The 22,841-nt window shown below is 41.5% G+C and carries 14 protein-coding genes; 13 read left to right on the top strand and 1 reads right to left on the bottom strand.

Going from position 1 to position 22,841, the window contains the following annotated elements; all coding sequences use genetic code 11:
- Positions 1-129: 129 nt before the first annotated feature.
- The 13 genes from EJF26_RS04520 (at position 130) to metK (ending at position 22,464) form a co-directional block, all read left to right on the top strand.
- Positions 130-1,908, top strand: coding sequence for a phosphotransferase (locus EJF26_RS04520; protein ID WP_000947700.1), 1,779 nt, complete (start codon positions 130-132; stop codon positions 1,906-1,908).
- A 1-nt stretch (position 1,909) separates the two neighbouring features.
- Positions 1,910-2,095 carry a hypothetical protein gene (locus tag EJF26_RS04515; RefSeq protein WP_000805403.1) on the top strand — a complete coding sequence of 62 codons (186 nt, stop codon included), beginning with the start codon at positions 1,910-1,912 and terminating at the stop codon, positions 2,093-2,095.
- Between the two features lies 1 nt (position 2,096).
- A complete protein-coding gene (locus EJF26_RS04510; RefSeq protein WP_000041460.1) occupies positions 2,097-3,524 on the top strand; it encodes a cytosine permease in 1,428 nt (475 codons plus the stop codon).
- 477 nt (positions 3,525-4,001) lie between these two features.
- Entirely contained in the window at positions 4,002-5,429 is a 1,428-nt protein-coding gene (locus EJF26_RS04505; protein ID WP_000041466.1) for a cytosine permease, read from the top strand.
- Positions 5,430-5,561: 132 nt separating this feature from the next.
- Positions 5,562-6,218: a CBS domain-containing protein gene (locus EJF26_RS04500; RefSeq protein ID WP_000268641.1), complete on the top strand. Its 657-nt coding sequence runs from the start codon at positions 5,562-5,564 to the stop codon at positions 6,216-6,218.
- 110 nt (positions 6,219-6,328) lie between these two features.
- Positions 6,329-7,424, top strand: a protein-coding gene (gene prfB, locus EJF26_RS04490) for a peptide chain release factor 2 (protein WP_096753628.1) whose coding sequence is annotated in 2 segments (ribosomal slippage) — positions 6,329-6,400 and positions 6,402-7,424 — 1,095 coding nt in all. Because the reading frame shifts where the segments join, the coding sequence is not laid out codon by codon here.
- Positions 7,425-7,442: 18 nt separating this feature from the next.
- Positions 7,443-8,135: a cell division ATP-binding protein FtsE gene (ftsE, locus tag EJF26_RS04485; RefSeq protein WP_000022257.1), complete on the top strand. Its 693-nt coding sequence runs from the start codon at positions 7,443-7,445 to the stop codon at positions 8,133-8,135.
- A complete protein-coding gene (gene ftsX / locus EJF26_RS04480; RefSeq protein ID WP_000625562.1) occupies positions 8,128-9,054 on the top strand; it encodes a permease-like cell division protein FtsX in 927 nt (308 codons plus the stop codon). Before ftsE ends, ftsX begins: the two co-directional genes overlap by 8 nt.
- Before the next feature lie 218 nt (positions 9,055-9,272).
- Complete coding sequence (locus tag EJF26_RS04475) at positions 9,273-11,459, top strand: PTS transporter subunit IIBC (protein ID WP_000973839.1); 2,187 nt, start codon at positions 9,273-9,275, stop codon at positions 11,457-11,459.
- Between the two features lie 51 nt (positions 11,460-11,510).
- Entirely contained in the window at positions 11,511-12,326 is an 816-nt protein-coding gene (locus EJF26_RS04470) for an endonuclease/exonuclease/phosphatase family protein (protein ID WP_000670870.1), read from the top strand.
- 204 nt (positions 12,327-12,530) lie between these two features.
- Positions 12,531-19,061, top strand: coding sequence for an SHIRT domain-containing protein (locus EJF26_RS04465; RefSeq protein WP_000465977.1), 6,531 nt, complete (start codon positions 12,531-12,533; stop codon positions 19,059-19,061).
- A gap of 275 nt (positions 19,062-19,336) precedes the next feature.
- Complete coding sequence (locus EJF26_RS04460; protein ID WP_004246805.1) at positions 19,337-20,680, top strand: DEAD/DEAH box helicase; 1,344 nt, start codon at positions 19,337-19,339, stop codon at positions 20,678-20,680.
- Positions 20,681-21,273: 593 nt separating this feature from the next.
- Entirely contained in the window at positions 21,274-22,464 is a 1,191-nt protein-coding gene (metK, locus tag EJF26_RS04450) for a methionine adenosyltransferase (protein WP_000003910.1), read from the top strand.
- A gap of 66 nt (positions 22,465-22,530) precedes the next feature.
- Here the strand turns inward: metK and EJF26_RS04445 are convergent, their stop codons facing one another.
- Positions 22,531-22,830 (bottom strand): DUF1827 family protein, encoded by a 300-nt coding sequence (locus EJF26_RS04445; RefSeq protein WP_000767190.1) that lies wholly within the window; start codon positions 22,828-22,830, stop codon positions 22,531-22,533.
- Positions 22,831-22,841 lie beyond the last annotated feature (11 nt).

The following is a 22,841-nucleotide window of genomic DNA, read 5'->3' as shown; positions in this document are numbered from 1 at the left end:
CGTTTGGTCCCTATTTTGATGGCCCTGGTTTGAGCATCCGTTTTCTTAATATAGAATCTAACTTGACAAAAGTACGCGTTCATCATATAATTAAATAAATAAAAATATTGAACAAAAGAGGCTGAGGATATGCTATCAGAAAAACAATTTAAACTTTTACGTTTTTTGTTGACTCACAAAGACACAAACTTTACGCAGAGACAATTGGCTGAGCAGCTAGACATCTCTTTGGGGGCTGTGAATAACCTTCTCAAGGAATGTAAAGAAAAGAAGTGGATCGGTGAGGAAAATCACTTAACTGACCTAGGTGAGGAGGCTTTAACTCCGTATCAGGTGAAGAATGCCATTATCATGGCAGCAGGTATGAGTAGCCGCTTTGCACCTTTGTCTTATGAGCTACCAAAAGGATTGCTCCAAGTCAAAGGTGAGCGTTTGATTGAGAGAGAAATCAAGCAGTTGCAGGAAGCTGGGATAGAGGATATTACAGTTATTGTAGGCTATCTGCAAGAAAAAATGTTCTATCTGGCAGAAAAATTTGGCGTTAAAATCGTTGTAAATAATGATTACTACAAGTACAACAACTGTTCTTCTCTCATGCTAGTCAGAGATCAGCTTTCTAACACTTACATTTGCTCGTCGGATAATTATTTTGTGGAAAATCCGTTTGAACGATACATTTATAGAGGTTATTATTCGACTATATTTGCAGAAGGAGACACAGACGAATACTGCTCTAAGGAAGACTCCAATCACACAATCATCGATATTCAAATCGGTGGAACGAATACTTGGGCTATGGTGGGGCATGTTTATTTTGATCGTGCATTTAGTGAAAAATTCGTAGATATTTTAGAAACTGAATTTAAGCACGAACCATATCGCGAACAGCTCTGGGAAGATTACTATAGTCGTCACGTCAAGGAGCTTCCTTTGGAAGCTCGGCATTATTCAGCAGATATTGTTAAGGAGTTTGATTCACTAGATGAGTTGCGTCAGTTTGATGAACACTATTTGGTGAATACGAATTCGGAAATCATTGATAATATTTGTAAGACATTAGGATGTGTAGCTTCAGATATTGTCAATATCAAACCTCTAAAAGATGGTCTAACCAACACTTCGTTTTCATTTGACTGTCTAGGGAAGAAATATGTTTACCGTCATCCGGGTAGGGGGACTGAAAATTATATTGATCGTGCTAGTGAAGCCGCTTCCATGGAAATTGCTGCAAAATTGAAGATTGACCGTACCTTTGTTGCCATGAACAAGGATGAGGGCTGGAAAATTTCAGAATTTATCCCTAATGCCAAGCAACTGGATTATGACAATTGGGATGATGTAGCAAAAGCAATGGAGCTCTTGAGACGTTTGCACCAATCTGGAGAAAAAACAAATCATTTCTTTAACCAATTTGAGGGAATTGATGATTTTAGACAAAAATTAAAAGCTAGCAATCGTTTTGAATTTGATGGGCTTGAAGAGTTGGATAAGAATGTCTCAGTTCTCGAAAAGTTTCTACAAGAAGAGCAGACGAAAAAGGTTCTCTGCCACGGAGATTCTTATAGTCCAAATTTCTTGTTGAACGAAGCTGGCGAAATGAGCTTGATTGATTGGGAATATTCTGGTATGGGAGATCCAGCAGGAGATTTAGGAACCTTTATCGGGTGTTCAAATTATACAGTAGAAGAAGCTGAAAAGGTGCTTGAAATCTATTTACAAGAAGTTCCAGACAAGAAAACCAAACGCCACTATTTTGCCTATGTATCAGTGACTTCATATTATTGGTTTTTGTGGGCCTTGTTCCAAGAAAGCGTTGGAAAACCAGTAGGTGAATTTCTTTATATCTGGTATCGTTATACCAAGCAGTATGGAAAACTTGCATTAGATTTGTACTTAGAGGAGAATTGAGATGAAACCGACATCAGAAATTGAAGAATTAGTGGCAAATGAAACGAAAAGAAGGCTAGAAGAAATGGAATCACCAAACTATGTCTTTGCTCAGCCATTTTTAAAAAGTGATTTTATTATAGTCATCGCCCTAGTCATAGTCAATCTCATTTTGATTATACTAGCCATGACAGGAGGTATTCAATAAAATGTCTAAGATGAATGACTTTATTCAACAGGAGACGATAACGGGAATTGTTCCCATGACCAACAAGGATCGTCAGTATTCTTTCTGGGATCTCTTCCTGTCGACAAGTGGTTTTGCCATTGCAACTTGGTGTTATACCCAAGGAGCCTATGTGGCTCAATATTTGACCTTTAATCAAATGTTGATTAATATTTTTAGTTTTAACATCATCTGGGTTTTTATTGAATGTCTCCCAATTCTGTTTGCAGTTAAATATGGAATTGATTTGTGGATTTGGTTGAGGGCTGTCTTAGGAAAAAAAGGGGTAGCCTTGCTATCAACCATTATTAGCTTGGCTAACTTTGGCTGGTACGCCGTTGCGGCCAATCTTTTTGCCAATTCTATGATCCACTTGGGAAATAATTTTGGACTTGGTTTAGACAAGGGAGTATGGGCACCGATTTTAGGTACTCTCTGTGTTCTCCTTGGAACGCTGATTGCTCTTGGAGGTCCAGAAGTAATCAAATGGACCAATCGATTCTTGGTCATCGCCTTGTTGATTGTTGGTCTGATTATCGTGGGAATTTGCTTTGTGGCCGTGCCTATCACTGACATTATGAACATTCAACCAGCTACCCAAGGAGATTTAACTCCATTAGAACGTTTTATGCTCTCTGGGGAAGGAAATGTGGCCTTTGCCTTCTCTTGGTCTACACAGGCACTGGTTTTACCGCGTTTAGCAAAATCAGAACGTAGTGGTTATTGGGCTACAGCCTTATCATACGGAGTTGTTGCGCCCTTCTTCGTTGCGACAGGTGGAGTGATGGCTTTGGCCATGTTTGTTAAAACAGGTGTGTATGAAAGTGATCCAACAACCATGCTATCAACTCTAAGCACTCCAGCCTTTGCACTTTTAAGTCTACTATTAGTAGCCTTTGCCAATATTGGAACCCAAGGGACAGGATCGTACGTGAACTGTATGATTGTAAAAAGCGGGATGCCAAAAGTAAGCTATAAACTAATGGTTTGGATTGCCATGATTTATGTGAGCCTACTCACTATCTGGGGAGGGGTAGAAGAGTACTTCGGTTCCTTCATCTCTCTAGCCGCCTATATTCAGGGACCAATTATCGGAATGATCGTTGTTGACTACTTTATCTTAAGAAAACGGAAACTCGATTTGCGCTCAGCCTATTTTCTTGAAGGACATGACGCCTATGAGTTTACAAATGGTTTTAACTGGGTGGGATTATCTTGTGTAATCATTTCTTTATTAGTTGCGGTACTATTTGTTTACAACCCAGTAACTGCACAAATTCAAAGTTCAATCTTTTTAATCACAACTGGTAGTGGCTTTACTGCGATTTTTGGTGGTCTATTATACTGGCTAGCTAGCTTAACTCCGTTAAAACGCTATATGATTAAGGATAGAGATTCCGTTACGATTTAAGGATAGAGGATTGATTAGAAATACTCAAGTATGCCCCCTGCTGGAGGCTTTAGAAAATCTTTATTGATACGGTAGAATAGGCTGAACGGGTACTTGAAATCTCTTTAGAAGAAGTTCCAGATGTGAAAATGAAATACAGCTATCTAGATCAGGCGTTTGGGGCATCATACTATTACTCCTTTGTGAGGATTATTTCAGGAGAGTGCCTGTAAATCTATTAGGTGAGTTTTTCTATATTTGGTACCACTATAGTGGGCGGTATGGTCAACTAAGATTAATTTTTAGTCGGAGGACTGACAATATGAGAATTGGTATTGAACTTGAACAATTAGTTGTAGGTGAAACTAAAAAATGAAAGCCTTAATCTATATGTATTTATCTCCCCTTTCTTAAAAGTTTATTTTACATAAGTAATTGATATGATTCTAGTCAATCATATTCTGATTATCCTAGCCATGACAGGAGGTATTCAATAAAATGTCCAAAATGAATGACTTCATTCAACAGGAGACGATAACGGGAATCGTTCCCATGACCAACAAGGATCGTCAGTATTCTTTCTGGGATCTCTTCTTATCGACAAGTGGTTTTGCCATCGCAACTTGGTGTTATACCCAAGGAGCTTATGTAGCTCAATATTTGACCTTTAATCAAATGTTGATTAATATTTTTAGTTTCAACATTATCTGGGTCTTTATTGAATGTCTCCCAATTCTGTTTGCAGTTAAATATGGAATTGATTTGTGGATTTGGTTGAGAGCTGTTCTAGGTAGAAAAGGGGTAGCTGTTCTATCAACTGTGATTAGTCTGGCGAATTTTGGTTGGTACGCTGTTACCGCCAATCTTTTTGCTAGCTCCATGATTCATTTGGGAAATAATTTTGGACTTGGTTTAGATAAGGGAGTATGGGCACCGATTCTAGGCACTCTCTGTGTTCTTCTTGGAACGCTGATTGCTCTTGGCGGTCCAGAGGTGATTAAAGGCACTAATCGCTTTCTAGTGGTTGCCTTGTTATTTGTTGGGCTAATCATTGTTGGAATCTGTTTTGTTGCGGTTCCGATTAAGGATATTATGAATGTCCAACCTGCCATTCAAGAAAATTTGACACCGATTGAACGTTTTATGATGTCAGGGGAAGGAAATGTGGCTGTAGCCTTTTCTTGGTCTACACAAGCCTTTGTCTTGCCACGTTTGGCAAAATCAGAACGTAGTGGCTATTGGGCTACAGCCTTGTCATACGGGGTTGTTGCGCCATTCTTTGCAGCGACAGGTGGGGTGATGGCTTTGGCCATGTTTGTCAAAACAGGTGTTTATGAAAGTGATCCAACGACGATGCTTTCAACTCTAAGCACACCAGCCTTTGCGCTTTTAAGTTTACTACTGGTAGCTTTTGCTAATATTGGAACTCAGGGTACAGGATCGTACGTGAACTGTATGATTGTAAAAAGCGGGATGCCCAAAGTAAGTTATAAACTAATGGTTTGGATTGCCATGGTTTATGTGAGCCTACTTACGATTTGGGGAGGAGTGGATGAATACTTCGGTTCCTTCATCTCGCTGGCGGCCTATATCCAAGGCCCCATTATCGGAATGATTGTTGTTGACTACTTTATCTTAAGAAAACGAAAACTCGATTTGCGTTCAGCCTATTTCCTTGAAGGACATGACGCCTATGAGTTTACAAATGGTTTTAACTGGGTGGGATTATCTTGTGTAATCATTTCCTTATTAGTTACGGTATTATTTGTTTACAACCCGATAACAAAGCACATCCAGAGTCCTATGTTTTTGCTCACAACTGGTAGTGGCTTTACTGCGATCTTTGGTGGTCTATTGTACTGGCTAGCTAGCTTAACTCCTTTAAAACGCTATATAATCAAGGATCGAGATTCCGTTACAATTTAAGTTTAAGAGAGAAGGCTGTTTCTCTCTTTTTTGTGATTGAACGATATAAAATATTGAAAAAGAGATGAAAGCGTTTGATAGTTTTTGTAAGAAAGTGTATAATTATAGTAGCAATAAAGAAGGAGAAGTCTCATGGCAGTTAAAGATTTTATGACCCGCAAGGTAGTTTATATCAGTCCAGATACGACTGTAGCACATGCAGCAGATTTGATGCGCGAGCAAGGCTTGCACCGTTTACCTGTTATCGAAAATGACCAATTGGTTGGTCTTGTAACAGAAGGAACCATTGCGGAAGCCAGCCCATCTAAAGCAACCAGCCTCTCTATCTATGAGATGAATTATCTTCTCAATAAGACCAAAGTCAAAGACGTCATGATTCGGGATGTCATAACAGTCTCAGGTTATGCTAGTCTAGAAGATGCGACCTATCTCATGTTGAAGAATAAAATCGGTATTCTTCCAGTTGTGGACAACCAACAGGTTTACGGTGTGATTACAGATCGTGATGTTTTTCAAGCCTTTCTAGAAATTGCTGGCTACGGCGAGGAAGGTATTCGCGTTCGGTTTATTACGGAAAATGAAGTCGGGGTTTTGGGCAAGATTGTGACCTTGATTGTAGAAGAAAATCTGAATATTTCACACACAGTCAATATTCCGCGCAAGGATGGTAAGGTCGTGATTGAAGTTCAAATTGATGGGACGATTGATTTAACCTTCCTGAAGGAGAAATTTGAAGCGCAAGGTATCCAAGTAGAGGAGATTGCTCGAACCTCTGCTAAAAAGTTATAAAATGGAGGGTGAAAGCCCTCTTTTTTGCTTATAATTTGAAATAACAAGCAAAATATGGAAAGAAATGAGAGAATGTGGTATAATGAAACGATGTGAATAAAGGAGTATTTATGGACATTTCAGAAATTCGTCAAAAAATTGACGCAAATCGTGAAAAATTAGCTTCTTTCAGGGGGTCTCTTTGACCTCGAAGGACTAGAGGAAGAGATTGCCATCTTGGAAAACAAGATGACAGAACCTGATTTTTGGAACGATAATATCGCGGCCCAAAAAACGTCGCAAGAATTAAATGAATTAAAAAACACCTACAACACCTTCCGTAAAATGGAAGAGTTGCAGGATGAAGTTGAAATTTTATTGGACTTTTTAGCAGAAGACGAGTCAGTCCATGATGAACTGGTCGAACAGTTGACAGAACTGGATAAGATGATGACCAGCTACGAGATGACGCTTCTCTTGTCAGAACCTTATGACCACAATAATGCCATCTTGGAGATCCATCCAGGTTCTGGAGGTACTGAGGCTCAGGACTGGGGTGATATGTTGCTCCGTATGTACACTCGTTATGGAAATGCAAAAGGCTTTAAAGTTGAAGTCTTGGATTACCAAGCTGGTGATGAAGCGGGCATCAAGTCTGTGACCTTGTCTTTTGAAGGCCCAAATGCCTACGGCCTTCTCAAGTCAGAAATGGGTGTTCACCGTTTGGTACGTATTTCACCATTTGACTCTGCCAAACGCCGCCATACTTCATTTACATCCGTTGAGGTTATGCCTGAGTTGGATGATACCATCGAAGTGGAAATCCGTGAGGATGATATTAAAATGGATACCTTCCGTTCAGGTGGTGCTGGTGGACAAAACGTCAATAAAGTTTCAACAGGTGTGCGTTTGACACACATTCCTACGGGAACTGTCGTCCAATCAACGGTCGATCGTACCCAGTATGGAAATAGAGATCGTGCTATGAAGATGTTGCAAGCCAAGCTCTATCAAATGGAGCAAGAAAAGAAAGCTGCGGAAGTCGACTCCCTCAAAGGTGAGAAAAAGGAAATCACATGGGGAAGTCAGATTCGTTCTTATGTCTTCACACCTTATACCATGGTAAAAGATCACCGTACGAGCTTTGAAGTCGCTCAGGTAGATAAGGTCATGGATGGAGACCTTGATGGTTTCATCGACGCTTATCTCAAGTGGCGAATCAGCTAAGAATAGAAAGGAACTCACATGTCAATCATTGAAATGCGAGATGTTGTCAAAAAATACGATAACGGAACGACTGCCCTCCGTGGAGTCTCTCTTAGTATTGAACCAGGAGAATTTGCCTATATCGTTGGGCCTTCTGGAGCAGGGAAGTCAACCTTTATTCGAGCTTTATATCGAGAAGTAAAGATTGAAAAAGGGAGCCTAACAGTTGCAGGCTTTAATTTGGTTAAAATCAAGAAGAAAGATATCCCTCTACTCCGTCGCAGTGTTGGGGTAGTCTTTCAAGATTACAAACTCTTGCCCAAGAAAACCGTTTATGAAAATATTGCTTACGCAATGGAAGTTATCGGAGAGAACCGTCGCAACATCAAAAAACGTGTTATGGAAGTCTTGGACTTGGTCGGTTTGAAACACAAGGTTCGCTCTTTCCCTAACGAACTCTCAGGTGGAGAGCAGCAACGGATTGCGATTGCTCGTGCGATTGTGAACAATCCTAAGGTATTGATTGCCGATGAGCCGACAGGAAACTTGGACCCAGATAATTCATGGGAAATTATGAATCTGTTGGAACGCATCAATCTCCAAGGTACGACTGTCTTGATGGCGACTCACAATAGCCAGATTGTAAATACCTTGCGCCACCGTGTCATTGCCATTGAAAATGGCCGTGTCGTTCGTGACGAAGCAAAAGGAGAATATGGATACGATGATTAGTAGATTTTTTCGCCATTTATTTGAATCACTCAAAAGTTTAAAACGAAATGGCTGGATGACAGTAGCAGCAGTGAGTTCGGTTATGATTACTTTGACACTCGTTGCCCTGTTTGCATCTGTAATTTTTAATACAGCGAAACTGGCTACCGATATTGAAAACAACGTTCGTGTCATGGTTTACATTCGTAAGGATGTAGCAGATAATAGTGAAACGATTGAAAAAGAAGGTCAGACAGTTACCAATAATGACTACCACAAGGTTTATGATGCCTTAAAAGCTATGCAAGGTGTTAAAAATGTCACTTTTTCAAGCAAGGAAGAGCAGTATCAAAAATTGACTGAAACGATGGGGGATGACTGGAAGGTCTTTGAAGGGGATGCCAATCCTCTCTATGATGCCTATATCGTTGATACCAATACTCCGAGTGATGTTCCTAAAGTAGCAGAAGAGGCCAAGAAAATTGAAGGGGTATCTGAGGTTCAAGACGGTGGTGCCAACACTCAACGACTTTTCGAACTGGCTTCCTTTATCCGTGTTTGGGGATTGGTTATTGCAGGGCTCTTGATTTTTATCGCAGTCTTCCTCATTTCCAATACCATCCGTATTACCATTATTTCACGTAGTCGTGAGATTCAGATCATGCGTCTTGTTGGAGCGAGAAATGGTTATATCCGTGGCCCATTCTTGCTAGAAGGTGCTTTTATTGGCTTGCTTGGCGCAGCGATTCCCTCAGTTCTTGTATTCTTTGTTTACAATATCGTTTATCAATCGGTCAATAAATCCTTGGTAGGTCAAAACTTATCAATGATTACGCCAGATGTGTTTGTCCCTTTGATGACAGTTCTACTATTTGTAATCGGAATTTTCATTGGTTCAATTGGTTCAGGAATTTCGATGCGTCGATTCTTGAAAATCTAATTGGATATAAATGCAAATTGCAGAACAAATCAGAAAAATGATACATTTTTAAAAGAGAAGTTTTCGTAAACTTCTCTTTTTTCTTCTAAAAATTAAAAAAAGTAGACAATTTTTTTATAAAAGCCTTTACAAAAAAAAATAAAGTGGTATAATTGAATTATAAATAAGTGCAAACGTTTTCGTAAAACGTTTGCCTAAATAAAATAAAGGAGATTTGAATGATGAAAGCTACATTCAAAAATGTCTTGTCTTTCGAGTTTTGGCAGAAATTCGGTAAGGCTTTGATGGTGGTTATCGCTGTTATGCCAGCCGCTGGATTGATGATTTCAATCGGTAAATCACTCGTCATGATTAACCCTAACTTTGCTCCACTAGTGATTACAGGTGGAATCCTTGAGCAAATTGGTTGGGGGGTTATTGGTAACCTTCATATCTTGTTTGCCCTTGCTATCGGAGGCAGCTGGGCTAAAGAGCGTGCTGGCGGTGCTTTTGCTGCTGGTCTTGCCTTCATCTTGATTAACCGCATCACAGGTACTATCTTCGGTGTTACAGGTGATATGCTGAAAAACCCTGAGGCTATGGTCACTACTCTCTTTGGTGGCTCAATCAAGGTTGCTGACTACTTTATCAGCGTTCTTGAAGCACCAGCCCTTAACATGGGTGTCTTCGTAGGGATTATCTCAGGTTTTGTAGGGGCAACTGCCTATAACAAATACTACAACTACCGTAAACTTCCAGACGCACTTTCATTCTTTAATGGTAAACGTTTTGTACCATTTGTCGTTATTCTTCGTTCAACAATTGCAGCGATTGCACTTGCTGCTTTCTGGCCAGTAGTTCAAACAGGTATCAATAGCTTTGGTATTTGGATTGCCAACTCACAAGAAACTGCACCAATTCTCGCACCATTCTTGTATGGTACCTTGGAACGTTTGCTCTTGCCATTTGGTCTTCACCACATGCTCACTATCCCAATGAACTATACAGCTCTCGGTGGAACATACGAAATCCTTACTGGAGCAGCAAAAGGTACACAAGTATTTGGTCAAGACCCACTATGGCTTGCATGGGTAACAGACCTTGTTAACCTTAAAGGTACAGATGCAAGTCACTACCAACAATTGTTAGATACTGTTCACCCAGCTCGTTTCAAAGTTGGACAAATGATCGGTTCATTCGGTATCTTGATGGGTGTCATCGTTGCTATCTACCGCAATGTTGATGCTGACAAGAAACACCAATACAAGGGTATGATGATTGCGACAGCCCTTGCAACATTCTTGACAGGGGTTACTGAACCTATCGAGTATATGTTTATGTTTATCGCAACGCCTCTTTACCTAGTGTATGCTCTTGTTCAAGGTGCTGCCTTTGCTATGGCGGATATTGTTCACCTTCGTATGCACTCATTCGGTTCAATTGAATTCTTGACTCGTACTCCGCTAGCTATCAACGCTGGTCTTGGTATGGATATTATTAACTTTATCTGGGTAACTGTCCTCTTTGCAGTGATCATGTACTTCATCGCGAACTTCATGATTAAGAAATTCAACTACGCAACTCCAGGACGTAACGGAAACTATGAAACTGCTGAAGGAGCATCAGAAGATGCAGCTTCAGGTGAAACAAAAGTTGCCGCTGCTTCTCAAGCTGTAAATATCATTAACCTTCTTGGTGGTCGTGCAAACATCGTAGATGTAGATGCATGTATGACTCGTCTTCGTGTAACTGTTAAGGATGCAGATCGCGTTGGTACTGAGGAAGAATGGAAAGCAGAAGGAGCTATGGGACTTGTCATGAAAGGACAAGGTGTCCAAGCTATCTATGGACCAAAAGCTGACGTGTTGAAATCTGATATCCAAGATATCCTTGACTCAGGTGAAGTAATTCCTGAAACTCTTCCAAGTCAAATGACAGAAGCTCAACAAAATACTGTACATTTTAAAGGTGTAACTGAGGAAGTCTACTCAGTAGCTGACGGTCAAGTCATTGCCTTGGAACAAGTGAAAGACCCAGTTTTTGCTCAAAAAATGATGGGTGATGGTTTTGCAGTAGAACCAGCCAATGGAAATATCGTATCTCCAGTTTCTGGTACTGTATCAAGTATCTTCCCAACAAAACACGCTCTTGGTCTTGTGACTGAAGCAGGTCTTGAAGTACTTGTTCACATCGGTTTGGATACTGTAAGCCTTGAAGGTAAACCATTCACAGTTCACGTTTCTGAAGGACAAAAGGTTGCTGCTGGTGATCTTCTTGTTACAGCTGACTTGGATGCTATCCGTGCAGCAGGTCGTGAAACTTCAACAGTGGTTGTCTTCACAAATGGAGATGTTCTCAAATCTGTTAAATTAGAACAAACTGGTTCTCTTGCAGCTAAAACAGCAGTTGCTAAAGTAGAATTGTAATATACTTGAGGTTGGAAGCTGTTTTCCAACCTCTTGTTTTAGGAGAAAAGCATGAAATTTTTAACACTCAATACCCACAGTTGGATGGAGAAGGAAGCAGAGGAAAAATTCCAGCTCTTGCTCCAGGATATTCTTGAAAAAGACTATGATTTGATTTGTTTCCAAGAAATCAATCAAGAAATTACTTCTCCAGAAGTGGAGGTTGATCATCTTTATCAAGCTTTACCAGCGGCAGAACCCATTCATCAAGACCACTATGTGAGACTTTTAGTTGAAAAATTGTCTGAGAAAGGGAAGAATTACTACTGGACTTGGGCTTACAATCATATCGGCTATGACCGCTACCATGAAGGTGTGGCAATCTTATCTAAAACGCCTATTAAGGCGCGTGAAATTTTAGTGTCAGATGTAGATGATCCAACGGACTACCATACTCGCCGTGTCGCCTTGGCAGAGACAGTGGTTGAAGGCAAGGAGCTTGCTCTTGCAAGCGTCCATCTCTCTTGGTGGGATAAAGGTTTCCAGGAGGAATGGGCACGATTTGAGGCTGTGCTGAAAGGTTTGAACAAACCTCTGATTTTAGCAGGTGATTTTAATAATCCAGCTGGTCAGGAGGGCTATCAAGCGATTTTAGCTAGTCCACTGGATTTGCAAGATGCTTTTGAAGTTGCTAAGGAGAGAAGCGGTAGCTATACCGTTCCACCAGAAATTGATGGTTGGAAAGGAAATACCGAACCGCTTCGAATTGACTATGTCTTTACAACGAAAGAGTTAGAAGTAGAAAGCTTGCATGTAGTTTTTGATGGTCAGAATAGTCCACAAGTCAGCGATCATTATGGTTTGAACGCGGTATTAAATTGGAAATAAAAGTAAAAAATGAAAGGGAGTGATTCCTTTCATTTTTTTACAAAAATCCCTATAATTACTATTTTGGAGAAGGAGTTTTTTGTATATTTGTATATTATGAGGAAATATCCACAAATAAGTTTTTAAAAATTTACGGTCAAAAAAAAATCGCTAATATTAACTATTTATGATAGAATGAAATTATGAAATAAAAGGAGGACTGGAATGTTTTTTCAGGATAGAAAGATAAAATATTCAATCCGCAAATTATCAGTTGCTACTGTGTCACTTGCGATTGGATTTTTGTTTGCGCCTGCGGCGCTTGGAGCCGCTCAAGTAACTCAAGCTGATGAGCTTGCAACTACTGAACAAGTGGAGAATAAAGCAGAAAATCAGGTCTCGGTGGGCTCTTCTACAATAGAGCAAGCAGAGCCTCAGAAAGAAAGCCAAGTTGCTTTGAAGTCTGCTGCACCTGCTGCGACAGAGACAAGTCAAGCAACAGATTCGACTGCTTTTAAAAATGCTCAGCCAGCTACAGGCACAAGCCAGCCAGCTGCAATCACTGCTCAACCAGCGTCAGCAAATGCTAGTCTCAATAAGAGCGCTTTGGAAAACTACCTCAAAGAGTTGCGTAGCAAGGACTTTTCAAGTAAGACAGACGATAGTCTAGAAATCTTGAACGGCGTGATGGCAGCTGCTGATAGCGTGCTTCAAACTGCGACAAAGCAAGAAGAAATTGATAAAATTTATCGCAATCTCGTGAACTTTGTCAATTCTGGTCTTCGTGATAAAAATCCGAAGTTCATCCCAGACAAGGATAAAACTCCTCGCTCAGCACTTTATGAGTTTGAAAGTGCTACACCAGGAAAAACAACTCCGCTTACTCTGAACTACTTGAAGCCAGAAGACACAAAAATCTACAAAAAGGGCGATAAAGTAAAGGCCATCCAGCCAACTGAAACAACTTATGTAGAGAATGATGGAAGTGGTAGATGGACCTTTAAGGGCTATGACTATGATAGTCAGGTGATTGACAAAGATGATGTCTTCTTTACAGGTAAGTGGGAATTCACACCGACACCATACAAGGCTACCTATAGAGCGGTTAATGGTTCACCAGGAACAACTCCGCCATCTTATGTTGCAAATTGGAGTCCAGAAGATAAAAGAAGATTTGCTGAGGGTGAAGTAGTAAAAGCACAAGAATTTCACTATGTTTTTTATACTTCAGAAGAATATCCTAACCGAAAAGGCTATTGGGCTTTGACTGGCTTTGATGCTCCAAGTAAAGTGGCAAACAATGGCGATGTAGAGTTCGTAGGAACTTGGAAATACTTTGAGGATGTCACTGTATCCTACAAGCCTATGAACCAACACGATTTTGAGAATTTTTATCATTTACCAAGTAGTCCTAAGACCTCACGTGACGAATATAAATTACCTCTTCCTAAGGAGATAAAAGATCTAGAAAGTAAGCTATACGATTACAAGCTTTCTCTCAATCAGTTTGATAAACGTGATGAGCATTTACCTAAAGATATACGGGATACGGTAGCAGCCTTGCTTCGCTACGATGAAGTTCAAGGTGTCTACAAACCCTTTTATGATGCGGAAAATGAAGGAAATTGGACCTTTGAGGAAGATGTAGTAGATTTAACCTTCAGTCGTGAACTAGAGCGGGCGGCTACATATGGGGAAATACCAAAAGTTACAATACCATTGGAGTTTGTATTTAAAGGGGTTCCTCGGAAACCGACTTATGAGTTTCTCAGTGGAACGGCTGGCAAAGCACTACCTGCTGAGATCAATAATCTGAAGCCGGTAGATATGCCTGAATGGGAGTATGCAAAGAGAAAGCAATACCCGAAAGGTGAGATGGTTCAGTCTGTTAGACCGACTCAAGAGTCCTACTATGATGCAGTTAACAAGGGTACCTGGACCTTTACAGGCTACGATTTTACTGAAAAACCAGTAAGTGAGTGGGATCATAAAGGATGGAACCTTAAGTTTACAGGTACTTGGACTTTTGTAGCGGATAAGTACTCAGAAAACTATGAGTTTGTTAGCTCAGATCCTAGTCGATCTCTACCAGCTGCAGTTAAGGCCTTGACGCCAAGTAATACAAATACTTACGATAATGGCGATACTGTATATGTGGAATATCCACGTGAGACGACCTACATGGACTTTGATAACGAGGGTACTTGGAAATTTAATGGCTATGACGCTAATAGCAAGGTAGTTAATCAAGATAAAGTTCTCTTTACAGGTAAATGGTCCTTCACACCACACAGAGATAAGACTGTTTCCTTTGACTTTGTCAGTGATACCCCAGGGAAGGCTATTCCGAATGATCTGAAGGCGCAAATTCCAGCTTCTATCACGACATCTCCGAAAGATTATTCTGATAATGTTAGATATGTCATTGAAAGTTTCTATACATACACAGATGATGATAATGATGGTACATGGAAGTTTATTGCTCCTGAGAAGATAGAAAAACCATCTGATGATGAGGACTCTACTTACACACTCCACTGGGTCTTTGAACCGACCAAGCGTAGTGTTTATTATGACTTCTATACAGATTCAAAAGATGATTCTGGTCAAACGATCTATCCGCCATCAACTTTGTATAATTTAATCACTTACGAAAGAGAATTTGTCAAGGGTGAAAAAGCTCGCGTTAAAATGCCGTCTAAAACAAGATTTGAGGATCCTGATGGCCGAGGGACTTGGGTATTTGATGACTACTATGAAGATGATAATACGACTATTTCTCCACGTGTGAAAACAGTCGGGGCAGGAGACGTTATCTTTAGAGGGAAATGGATTTTGGTTCCTACCAATCAGTCTGATACGATCTATAGAGTGGAGTATAAATTTACTAACTCGACTCCTGCGTATCCTCTTCCAAATAAGATTCGCGACATGCTTCCAGCTGGCACTGATTTCGTTGCACGAGCTGATGATTACAAAGATGCAAGCAAACTTGACACCACCACAGTAACTGTTCCGACAGGTACATGGACCTTCCATGGTTTTGATGCGGATAAATACGGAAAAGCCATTGCAGGTACGAAAGTGAAGACCATCACAGGAGCTTGGAGCTTTACGCCAAATGGTATAGATTATCAGTTCCAATCAACTAATCCTGCTTTCGCACTACCAGATCATATCACCAAGTTGACTCCGAAAAATCCTTATGATTACAAGTTATATCCTAAGGAAATTCTGGCTGAACAACCAAGTGAAACGACTTATGTTGATACAGCGAATAAAGTGACTTGGACATTTGCAGGATACGATAAAGAAAAAATTGTTGTAGGAAAAGGCAGACAGACTTTCCTTGGAAGCTGGGTGCCTACTCCAAATCCAGAATATGTATTCAAATCATCTAAAGCAGGTGTTCCATTGCCACAAAGTATTTTGGGAATGCTTCCAAATGATGAGGCTTCTTATAAGGTTGGTGACATCATTATAGCCAAACAACCTGCTAAAGAATCAGTAGTCGACGAAGAAAAAGATTATGTCTGGACCTTCAAAGGTTATGATCAGAAGAATGCGACCTATAATGGCAAGCGCGTGACATTTACGGGTATCTGGGAAGTGACGCCTAGACCGCATCATGTAAGCTATACTTTTGTAAGTGTTACATCTGGTGTTGATTTGCCTGAATTTATCCAGAAGAAAGCACCAAAAGACAGCTCAAGCTATTACAACATGCAAAAAGTTGTACCAGAAGAGTTGACTAAAACGACTTACAAAGATGATATGAACGATGGTACCTGGACTTTCGTTGGTTACGATGCCAAAAGTAAGATTGTGAAAAAATCTGATTTGACTTTCACAGGTAAGTGGAAGTTTGAAGCTAACAAGTATCAAGCTACTTACCGCTTCGAGAGCGCAACATCAGGGAAATCTCTTCCAGCAGCCATCACAGCCTTGACTCCAAGTGACAGTGCAACTTATGTGAATGGTGCCTCTGTTTCCGCTCAACAACCATCTCAAACCACGTACACCGACGCAGTGAACGACGGCATCTGGACCTTCAAGGGTTACGACGCAGCTAGCGCTGTGGTCAACAAGGCAAATGTAGAGTTTGTAGGAAAATGGGCCTTTGAAGCTAACAAGTATCAAGCAAGTTACCGCTTCGAGAGTGAGACAGCAGGTCAAGCTCTTCCAGCAGCCATCGCAGCCTTGACTCCAAGTGACAGTGCAACTTATGTGAATGGTGCCTCTGTTTCCGCTCAGCAACCATCTCAAACCACTTACACCGACGCAGTGAACGACGGCACTTGGACCTTCAAGGGTTACGACGCAGCCAATGCAGTCGTGAACAAGGCAAATGTGGAGTTTGTAGGAAAATGGTCCTTTGAAGCTAACAAGTATCAAGCTACTTACCGCTTCGAGAGTGAGACAGCAGGAAAAGCACTTCCAGCAGCCATTGCAGCATTGGCTCCAAGTGACAGTGCAACTTATGTGAATGGTGCCTCTGTTTCCGCTCAGCAACCATCTCAAACCACTTACACCGACGCAGTGAACGACGGCATCTGGACCTTCAAGGGTTACGACGCAGCCAATGCAGTCGTGAACAAGGCAAATGTGGAGTTTGTAGGTACATGGGCCTTTGAAGCCAACAAGTACCAAGCAGCTTACCGCTTCGAGAGCGCAACAGCAGGTAAGACTCTTCCAGCAGCCATCGCAGCATTAACCCCAAGTGACAGTGCAAGATATGTGAATGGTGCCTCTGTTTCCGCTCAACAACCATCCCAAACCACTTACACAGATACTGTGAACGACGGCACATGGACCTTCAAGGGTTACGACGCAGCTAGCGCCGTTGTCAACAAGTCCGATGTAGAGTTTGTAGGAAAATGGTTCTTTGAAGCTAACAAGTACCAAGCTACTTACAGTTTCGCAAGTGCAACATCAGGTAAGCAACTTCCAGCAGGTATCGCAACGCTGCTTCCAAGCGACAGTGCAACTTATGTGAATGGTGCCTCTGTTTCAGCTCAACAACCATCTCAAACGACCTACACAGATAGTGTGAATGACGGCACATGGACCTTCAAGGGTTATGACGCAGCTAGCGCTGTTGTCAACAAGGCCAATGTATCCTTCGTCGGTAACTGGACCTTTGAAGCCAACAAGTACCAAGCTACTTACCGCTTCGAGAGTGAAACAGCAGGTAAGCAACTTCCAGCAGGTATCGCAACGCTGCTTCCAAGCGACAGTGCAACTTATGTGAATGGTGCCTCTGTTTCCGCTGAGCAACCAGCGCAAACCACTTACACAGATAGTGTGAACGACGGCACTTGGACCTTCAAGGGTTACGACGCAGACAATGCAGTCGTCAACAAGGCCAATGTATCCTTCGTCGGTAAATGGGAATTTGTAGCTAACAAGTACCAAACTACTTATCGCTTCGAGAGCGCAACGGCAGGTAAGCAACTTCCAGCAGGTATCGCAACGCTACTTCCAAGTGACGGTGCAACTTATGTGAATGGTGACTCTGTTTCAGCTCAGCAACCAGCGCAAACAACCTACACAGACACAGTGAACGATGGCACTTGGACCTTCAAGGGCTATGATGTGACTAGCGTAGTTGTTAATAAGGCCAATGTTGAGTTTGTCGGTAAATGGGAATTTGTAGCTAACAAGTATCAAGCTACTTACAGTTTCGCAAGTGCAACATCAGGTAAAGCTCTTCCAGCAGGCATCACCGCTTTGACTCCAAGTGACAGTGCAACTTATGTGAATGGTGACTCTGTTTCAGCTCAGCAACCAGCGCAAACGACCTATACAGATCCAGTGAACGACGGCACATGGACCTTCAAGGGCTATGATGCAGCTAACGCTGTTGTCAACAAGGCTGACATAGCCTTCCTAGGTAAGTGGGAATTCAAGGCGAATCCGACAAATGCTGAAACTTATACGCCTCAAGTAACGGAAGAAACTATCAAGGTTGGACAAACACCTGACTTGACCGATAATGTGACGAACTTGTCAAGCCTTCCATCTGGCACTAAGGTAGTTGATATCACACCTGCAGGTCAAATTGACACAACAAAACCAGGAACTTACACAGGTAAAGTACGAGTTGATTATCCAGATGGTTCTTCTACTGAAGTTCCTGTACCAGTTACTGTTTTGCCTGCACCGGTAACTGAAACCTATACGGTGACTTACCGCTTCGAGAGTGCTACAGCAGACAACAACTTGCCAGCAGAAGTATTGAGCTTACTTCCACAAAGTGGAACATATACCACAAGTTCTTCTGCAGCGATTGCTTTCGTTCCAGAAGCACCAATGCCTGTAGAAGTTGCTGTTGCAAATGGTACATGGATATTCCTAGGTTATCAAGAAGTGGAAGAGGGAGCAAATCTAACCTTCATCGGCAAATGGACCTTTGAAGCTAAGCAAGCTCCTAGTCCGCAACCGCAACCGCAGCCACAACCAGAACCAGCGCCACAGCCGGAACCAGCGCCACAGCCGCAGCCGCAACCAAATCCAGTTCCACCAGTGAACCCAGGGGGAGAGCAGGGAGCTGATAATAATCAGGCAAATAGACTTCAACCAAGAAAACCTGAAGAGAATCCACCAGCTCAAAGTCCGGCAGGAGAAAAAGCAAAACAAGCTACATTGCCAAATACAGGTAGCACTGCACCACTTTCACTCACTGGGTTAATGACTAGCTCTCTTCTTGCAGGTTTAGGAGCATTACTTCTTGGTCGCAAGCGGAAAGATGATTAAGTACTGATTTCATCTAGAGTATATCGACTTTTATAAGATTATTAAGCAGGTAGTTGACTGTTTGACAAATCTATCTGAGTCACAAGTTTTAAGGCTGAGAGAAGACCAATTTGGTCTTCTCTTTTTGTATTTTGGGTAGAAATCAAAATGTGTGATTTCAAGTCTAAGAGAGGTATTTGGAGAAATTGATAGCCTTGTGGTAGGCCAGATGAGTTGGACTACTGAAAATGTTCAAAATATGGTATAATGGTTAAATGAATAGAATTGAGGATAATATGTCATTTACGAAATTTCAGTTTAAAAACTATATAGAAAAGGCTTTGGAGGAGTTGAAGTTTACAACTCCGACAGAGGTACAGGATAAGTTAATTCCTATTGTCTTAGCAGGTCGAGACTTGGTCGGTGAGTCAAAAACAGGTTCAGGAAAGACTCATACTTTTTTGTTGCCCATTTTCCAGCAATTAGATGAAACTAGTGATAGTGTGCAAGCGGTCATTACGGCTCCAAGTCGTGAGTTAGCTACTCAGATTTACCAAGCAGCTCGTCAGATTGCGGCCCACTCAGATGTCGAAGTCCGTGTGGTTAACTATGTTGGCGGTACGGATAAGGCGCGTCAGATTGAAAAACTTGCCAGCAACCAACCACATATCGTTATCGGAACGCCAGGGCGTATCTATGACTTGGTCAAATCTGGTGATTTGGCTATTCACAAGGCTAAGACTTTTGTTGTCGATGAAGCCGATATGACCTTAGATATGGGATTCTTGGAGACAGTTGACAAGATTGCAGGAAGCCTTCCAAAAGACTTGCAATTCATGGTCTTTTCAGCAACTATTCCACAGAAGTTGCAGCCCTTCTTGAAAAAATATTTGTCAAATCCTGTCATGGAAAAAATCAAGACTAAGACAGTTATCTCAGATACGATCGATAATTGGTTGATTTCGACCAAGGGCCGCGACAAGAATGCTCAAATTTACGAGCTGACCCAGTTGATGCAGCCTTATTTAGCAATGATTTTTGTTAACACAAAAACGCGTGCAGATGAATTGCATTCTTATTTGACTGCTCAAGGATTGAAGGTGGCTAAGATTCATGGGGATATTGCTCCTCGTGAACGCAAGCGAATCATGAATCAGGTGAAAAATCTGGATTTTGAGTACATTGTCGCAACGGACTTGGCAGCGCGTGGAATTGATATTGAAGGTGTCAGTCATGTCATCAATGATGCCATTCCGCAAGACTTGTCCTTCTTTATCCACCGTGTGGGACGTACTGGACGTAATGGTTTACCTGGTACAGCTATCACCCTTTACCAGCCAAGTGATGACTCGGATATCCGTGAGTTGGAAAAATTAGGGATCAAGTTTACTCCGAAGATGGTCAAAGACGGAGAGTTTCAAGATACCTATGACCGTGACCGTCGTGCCAACCGTGAAAAGAAGCAGGATAAGCTTGATATTGAAATGATTGGCTTGGTTAAAAAGAAAAAGAAAAAAGTCAAACCAGGCTATAAGAAGAAGATTCAATGGGCGGTGGATGAAAAACGTCGCAAAACCAAGCGTGCTGAAAATCGCGCACGTGGCCGTGCTGAACGGAAAGCCAAACGCCAAACATTTTAAGGATAAAAAAGGAGCTACATAGCTCCTTTTTTTAACTTCGTTTTATGAATTTTCAAAAATACTGCAAAAAATAGTAAAAAGTGGTATAATGATAAGGTTATATAGTCCCGATAAGATGGTAGAAATTTCTATCAGTACTTTGTAACTCGCAAAGAATGACGGCTCCAAAGTCACTCGTCCTTCTACGGTTGCCGCTATAATGCGGTCACCCTATGCGCCTTACTAGCTTCAGAAATAAAAAAGTATCGTTTTATTTCTTTCGCTTCGTAACTCGCAGAGAATGACGGCTCCAAAGTCACTCGTCCTTCTACGGTTGCCGCTATAATGCGGTCACCCTATGCGCCTTACTAGCTTCAGAAATAAAAAAGTATCGTTTTATTTCTTTCGCTTCGTAACTCGCAGAGAATGACGGCTCCAAAGTCACTCGTCCTTCTACGGTTGCCGCTATAATGCGGTCACCCTATGCGCCTTACTAGCTTCAGAAATAAAAAAGTATCGTTTTTATTTCTTTCGCGTCGTAACTCTTAGACTATAGAAATATCTATCAGTACTTTGTAACTCTATAACAATATTTTTTAAGGGGGGACATTTTTATGTCAGAACGTAAATTATTCACGTCTGAATCTGTATCTGAGGGGCATCCGGATAAGATTGCAGACCAAATTTCAGATGCGATTTTGGATGCTATTTTAGCAGAGGATCCAGAAGCGCACGTTGCTGCTGAGACTGCTGTGTATACTGGTTCAGTCCACGTTTTTGGTGAAATTTCTACAAATGCCTATGTGGATATTAACCGTGTGGTTCGTGATACCATTGCAGAGATTGGTTACACCAATACAGAGTATGGTTTTTCTGCTGAGACGGTGGGAGTTCATCCGTCACTTGTTGAGCAGTCACCAGACATCGCCCAAGGAGTTAACGAAGCCTTGGAGGTTCGTGGGAATGCAGATCAAGATCCACTGGACTTGATTGGTGCTGGAGACCAAGGTCTTATGTTTGGATTTGCGGTGGATGAAACTGAAGAACTCATGCCTTTACCAATCTCACTTAGCCACAAGTTGGTTCGTCGTTTAGCAGAACTTCGTAAGTCTGGTGAAATCAGCTATCTTCGCCCAGATGCAAAATCACAAGTTACAGTTGAGTATGATGAAAATGACCGTCCGGTACGTGTGGACACAGTCGTTATTTCAACTCAGCACGATCCAGAAGTTAGCAATGAACAAATCCACGAGGACGTTATTAACAAGGTGATTAAGGAAGTGATTCCAGCCTCTTACTTGGATGAACAAACAAAATTCTTCATTAATCCGACTGGTCGTTTCGTAATCGGTGGACCTCAAGGAGACTCAGGTTTGACTGGTCGTAAAATTATCGTGGATACTTATGGTGGCTACTCTCGTCATGGTGGTGGTGCCTTCTCTGGTAAGGATGCGACTAAAGTGGACCGTTCAGCCTCTTATGCAGCTCGCTACATTGCTAAAAATATCGTTGCAGCAGGTCTTGCTAAGAAGGCAGAAGTGCAATTGGCCTACGCTATCGGTGTTGCCCAGCCTGTTTCTGTTCGTATCGATACTTTTGGTACAGGAACAGTAGCTGAAAGCAAGCTTGAAAAAGCAGCGCGTCAAATCTTTGACCTTCGCCCAGCAGGAATTATCCAAATGCTAGACCTCAAACGTCCAATTTACCGTCAAACAGCGGCTTATGGACACATGGGACGTACAGATATTGACCTTCCGTGGGAACGTTTGGACAAGGTAGATGCTTTGAAAGAAGCTGTGAAATAAAATGAAAAAGCTTGGTAATGTTACCAAGCTTTTTTGCAAAAGAAAACCAGCTTAGAGCTGGCTTTCTTATTTTGTAGGAATAGAAATTTCAATCAATTTATCTGAATAAAGCGTCTTGATATTGGCTTCATCGATCTTATCTTTATCAATTTTGCGCTTCATGAAGAAGTCTTGGATGGTTTCGATTTCTGGTTCACGAATAGCGCGGTGTTTGTTGGAAATGAGGATTTCATAGTGAAGCGGAGCTTGTGTGAAAATCACATCTGTGTTTCCTGCGGAATAGACCTCAACAAGGGTCGCGTCAGTACTTTCTAGCTGACTTTTAACAAGTTGCGAGTGTGAATTAGTCGTGTTGATAAGCTTCATAATAGTTCCTC

Origin of the sequence: Streptococcus oralis subsp. dentisani, from assembly GCF_007475365.1 — a bacterium.
Lineage (GTDB): Bacteria > Bacillota > Bacilli > Lactobacillales > Streptococcaceae > Streptococcus > Streptococcus mitis_AX.
This window is presented reverse-complemented; position numbering and strand designations above follow the sequence as displayed.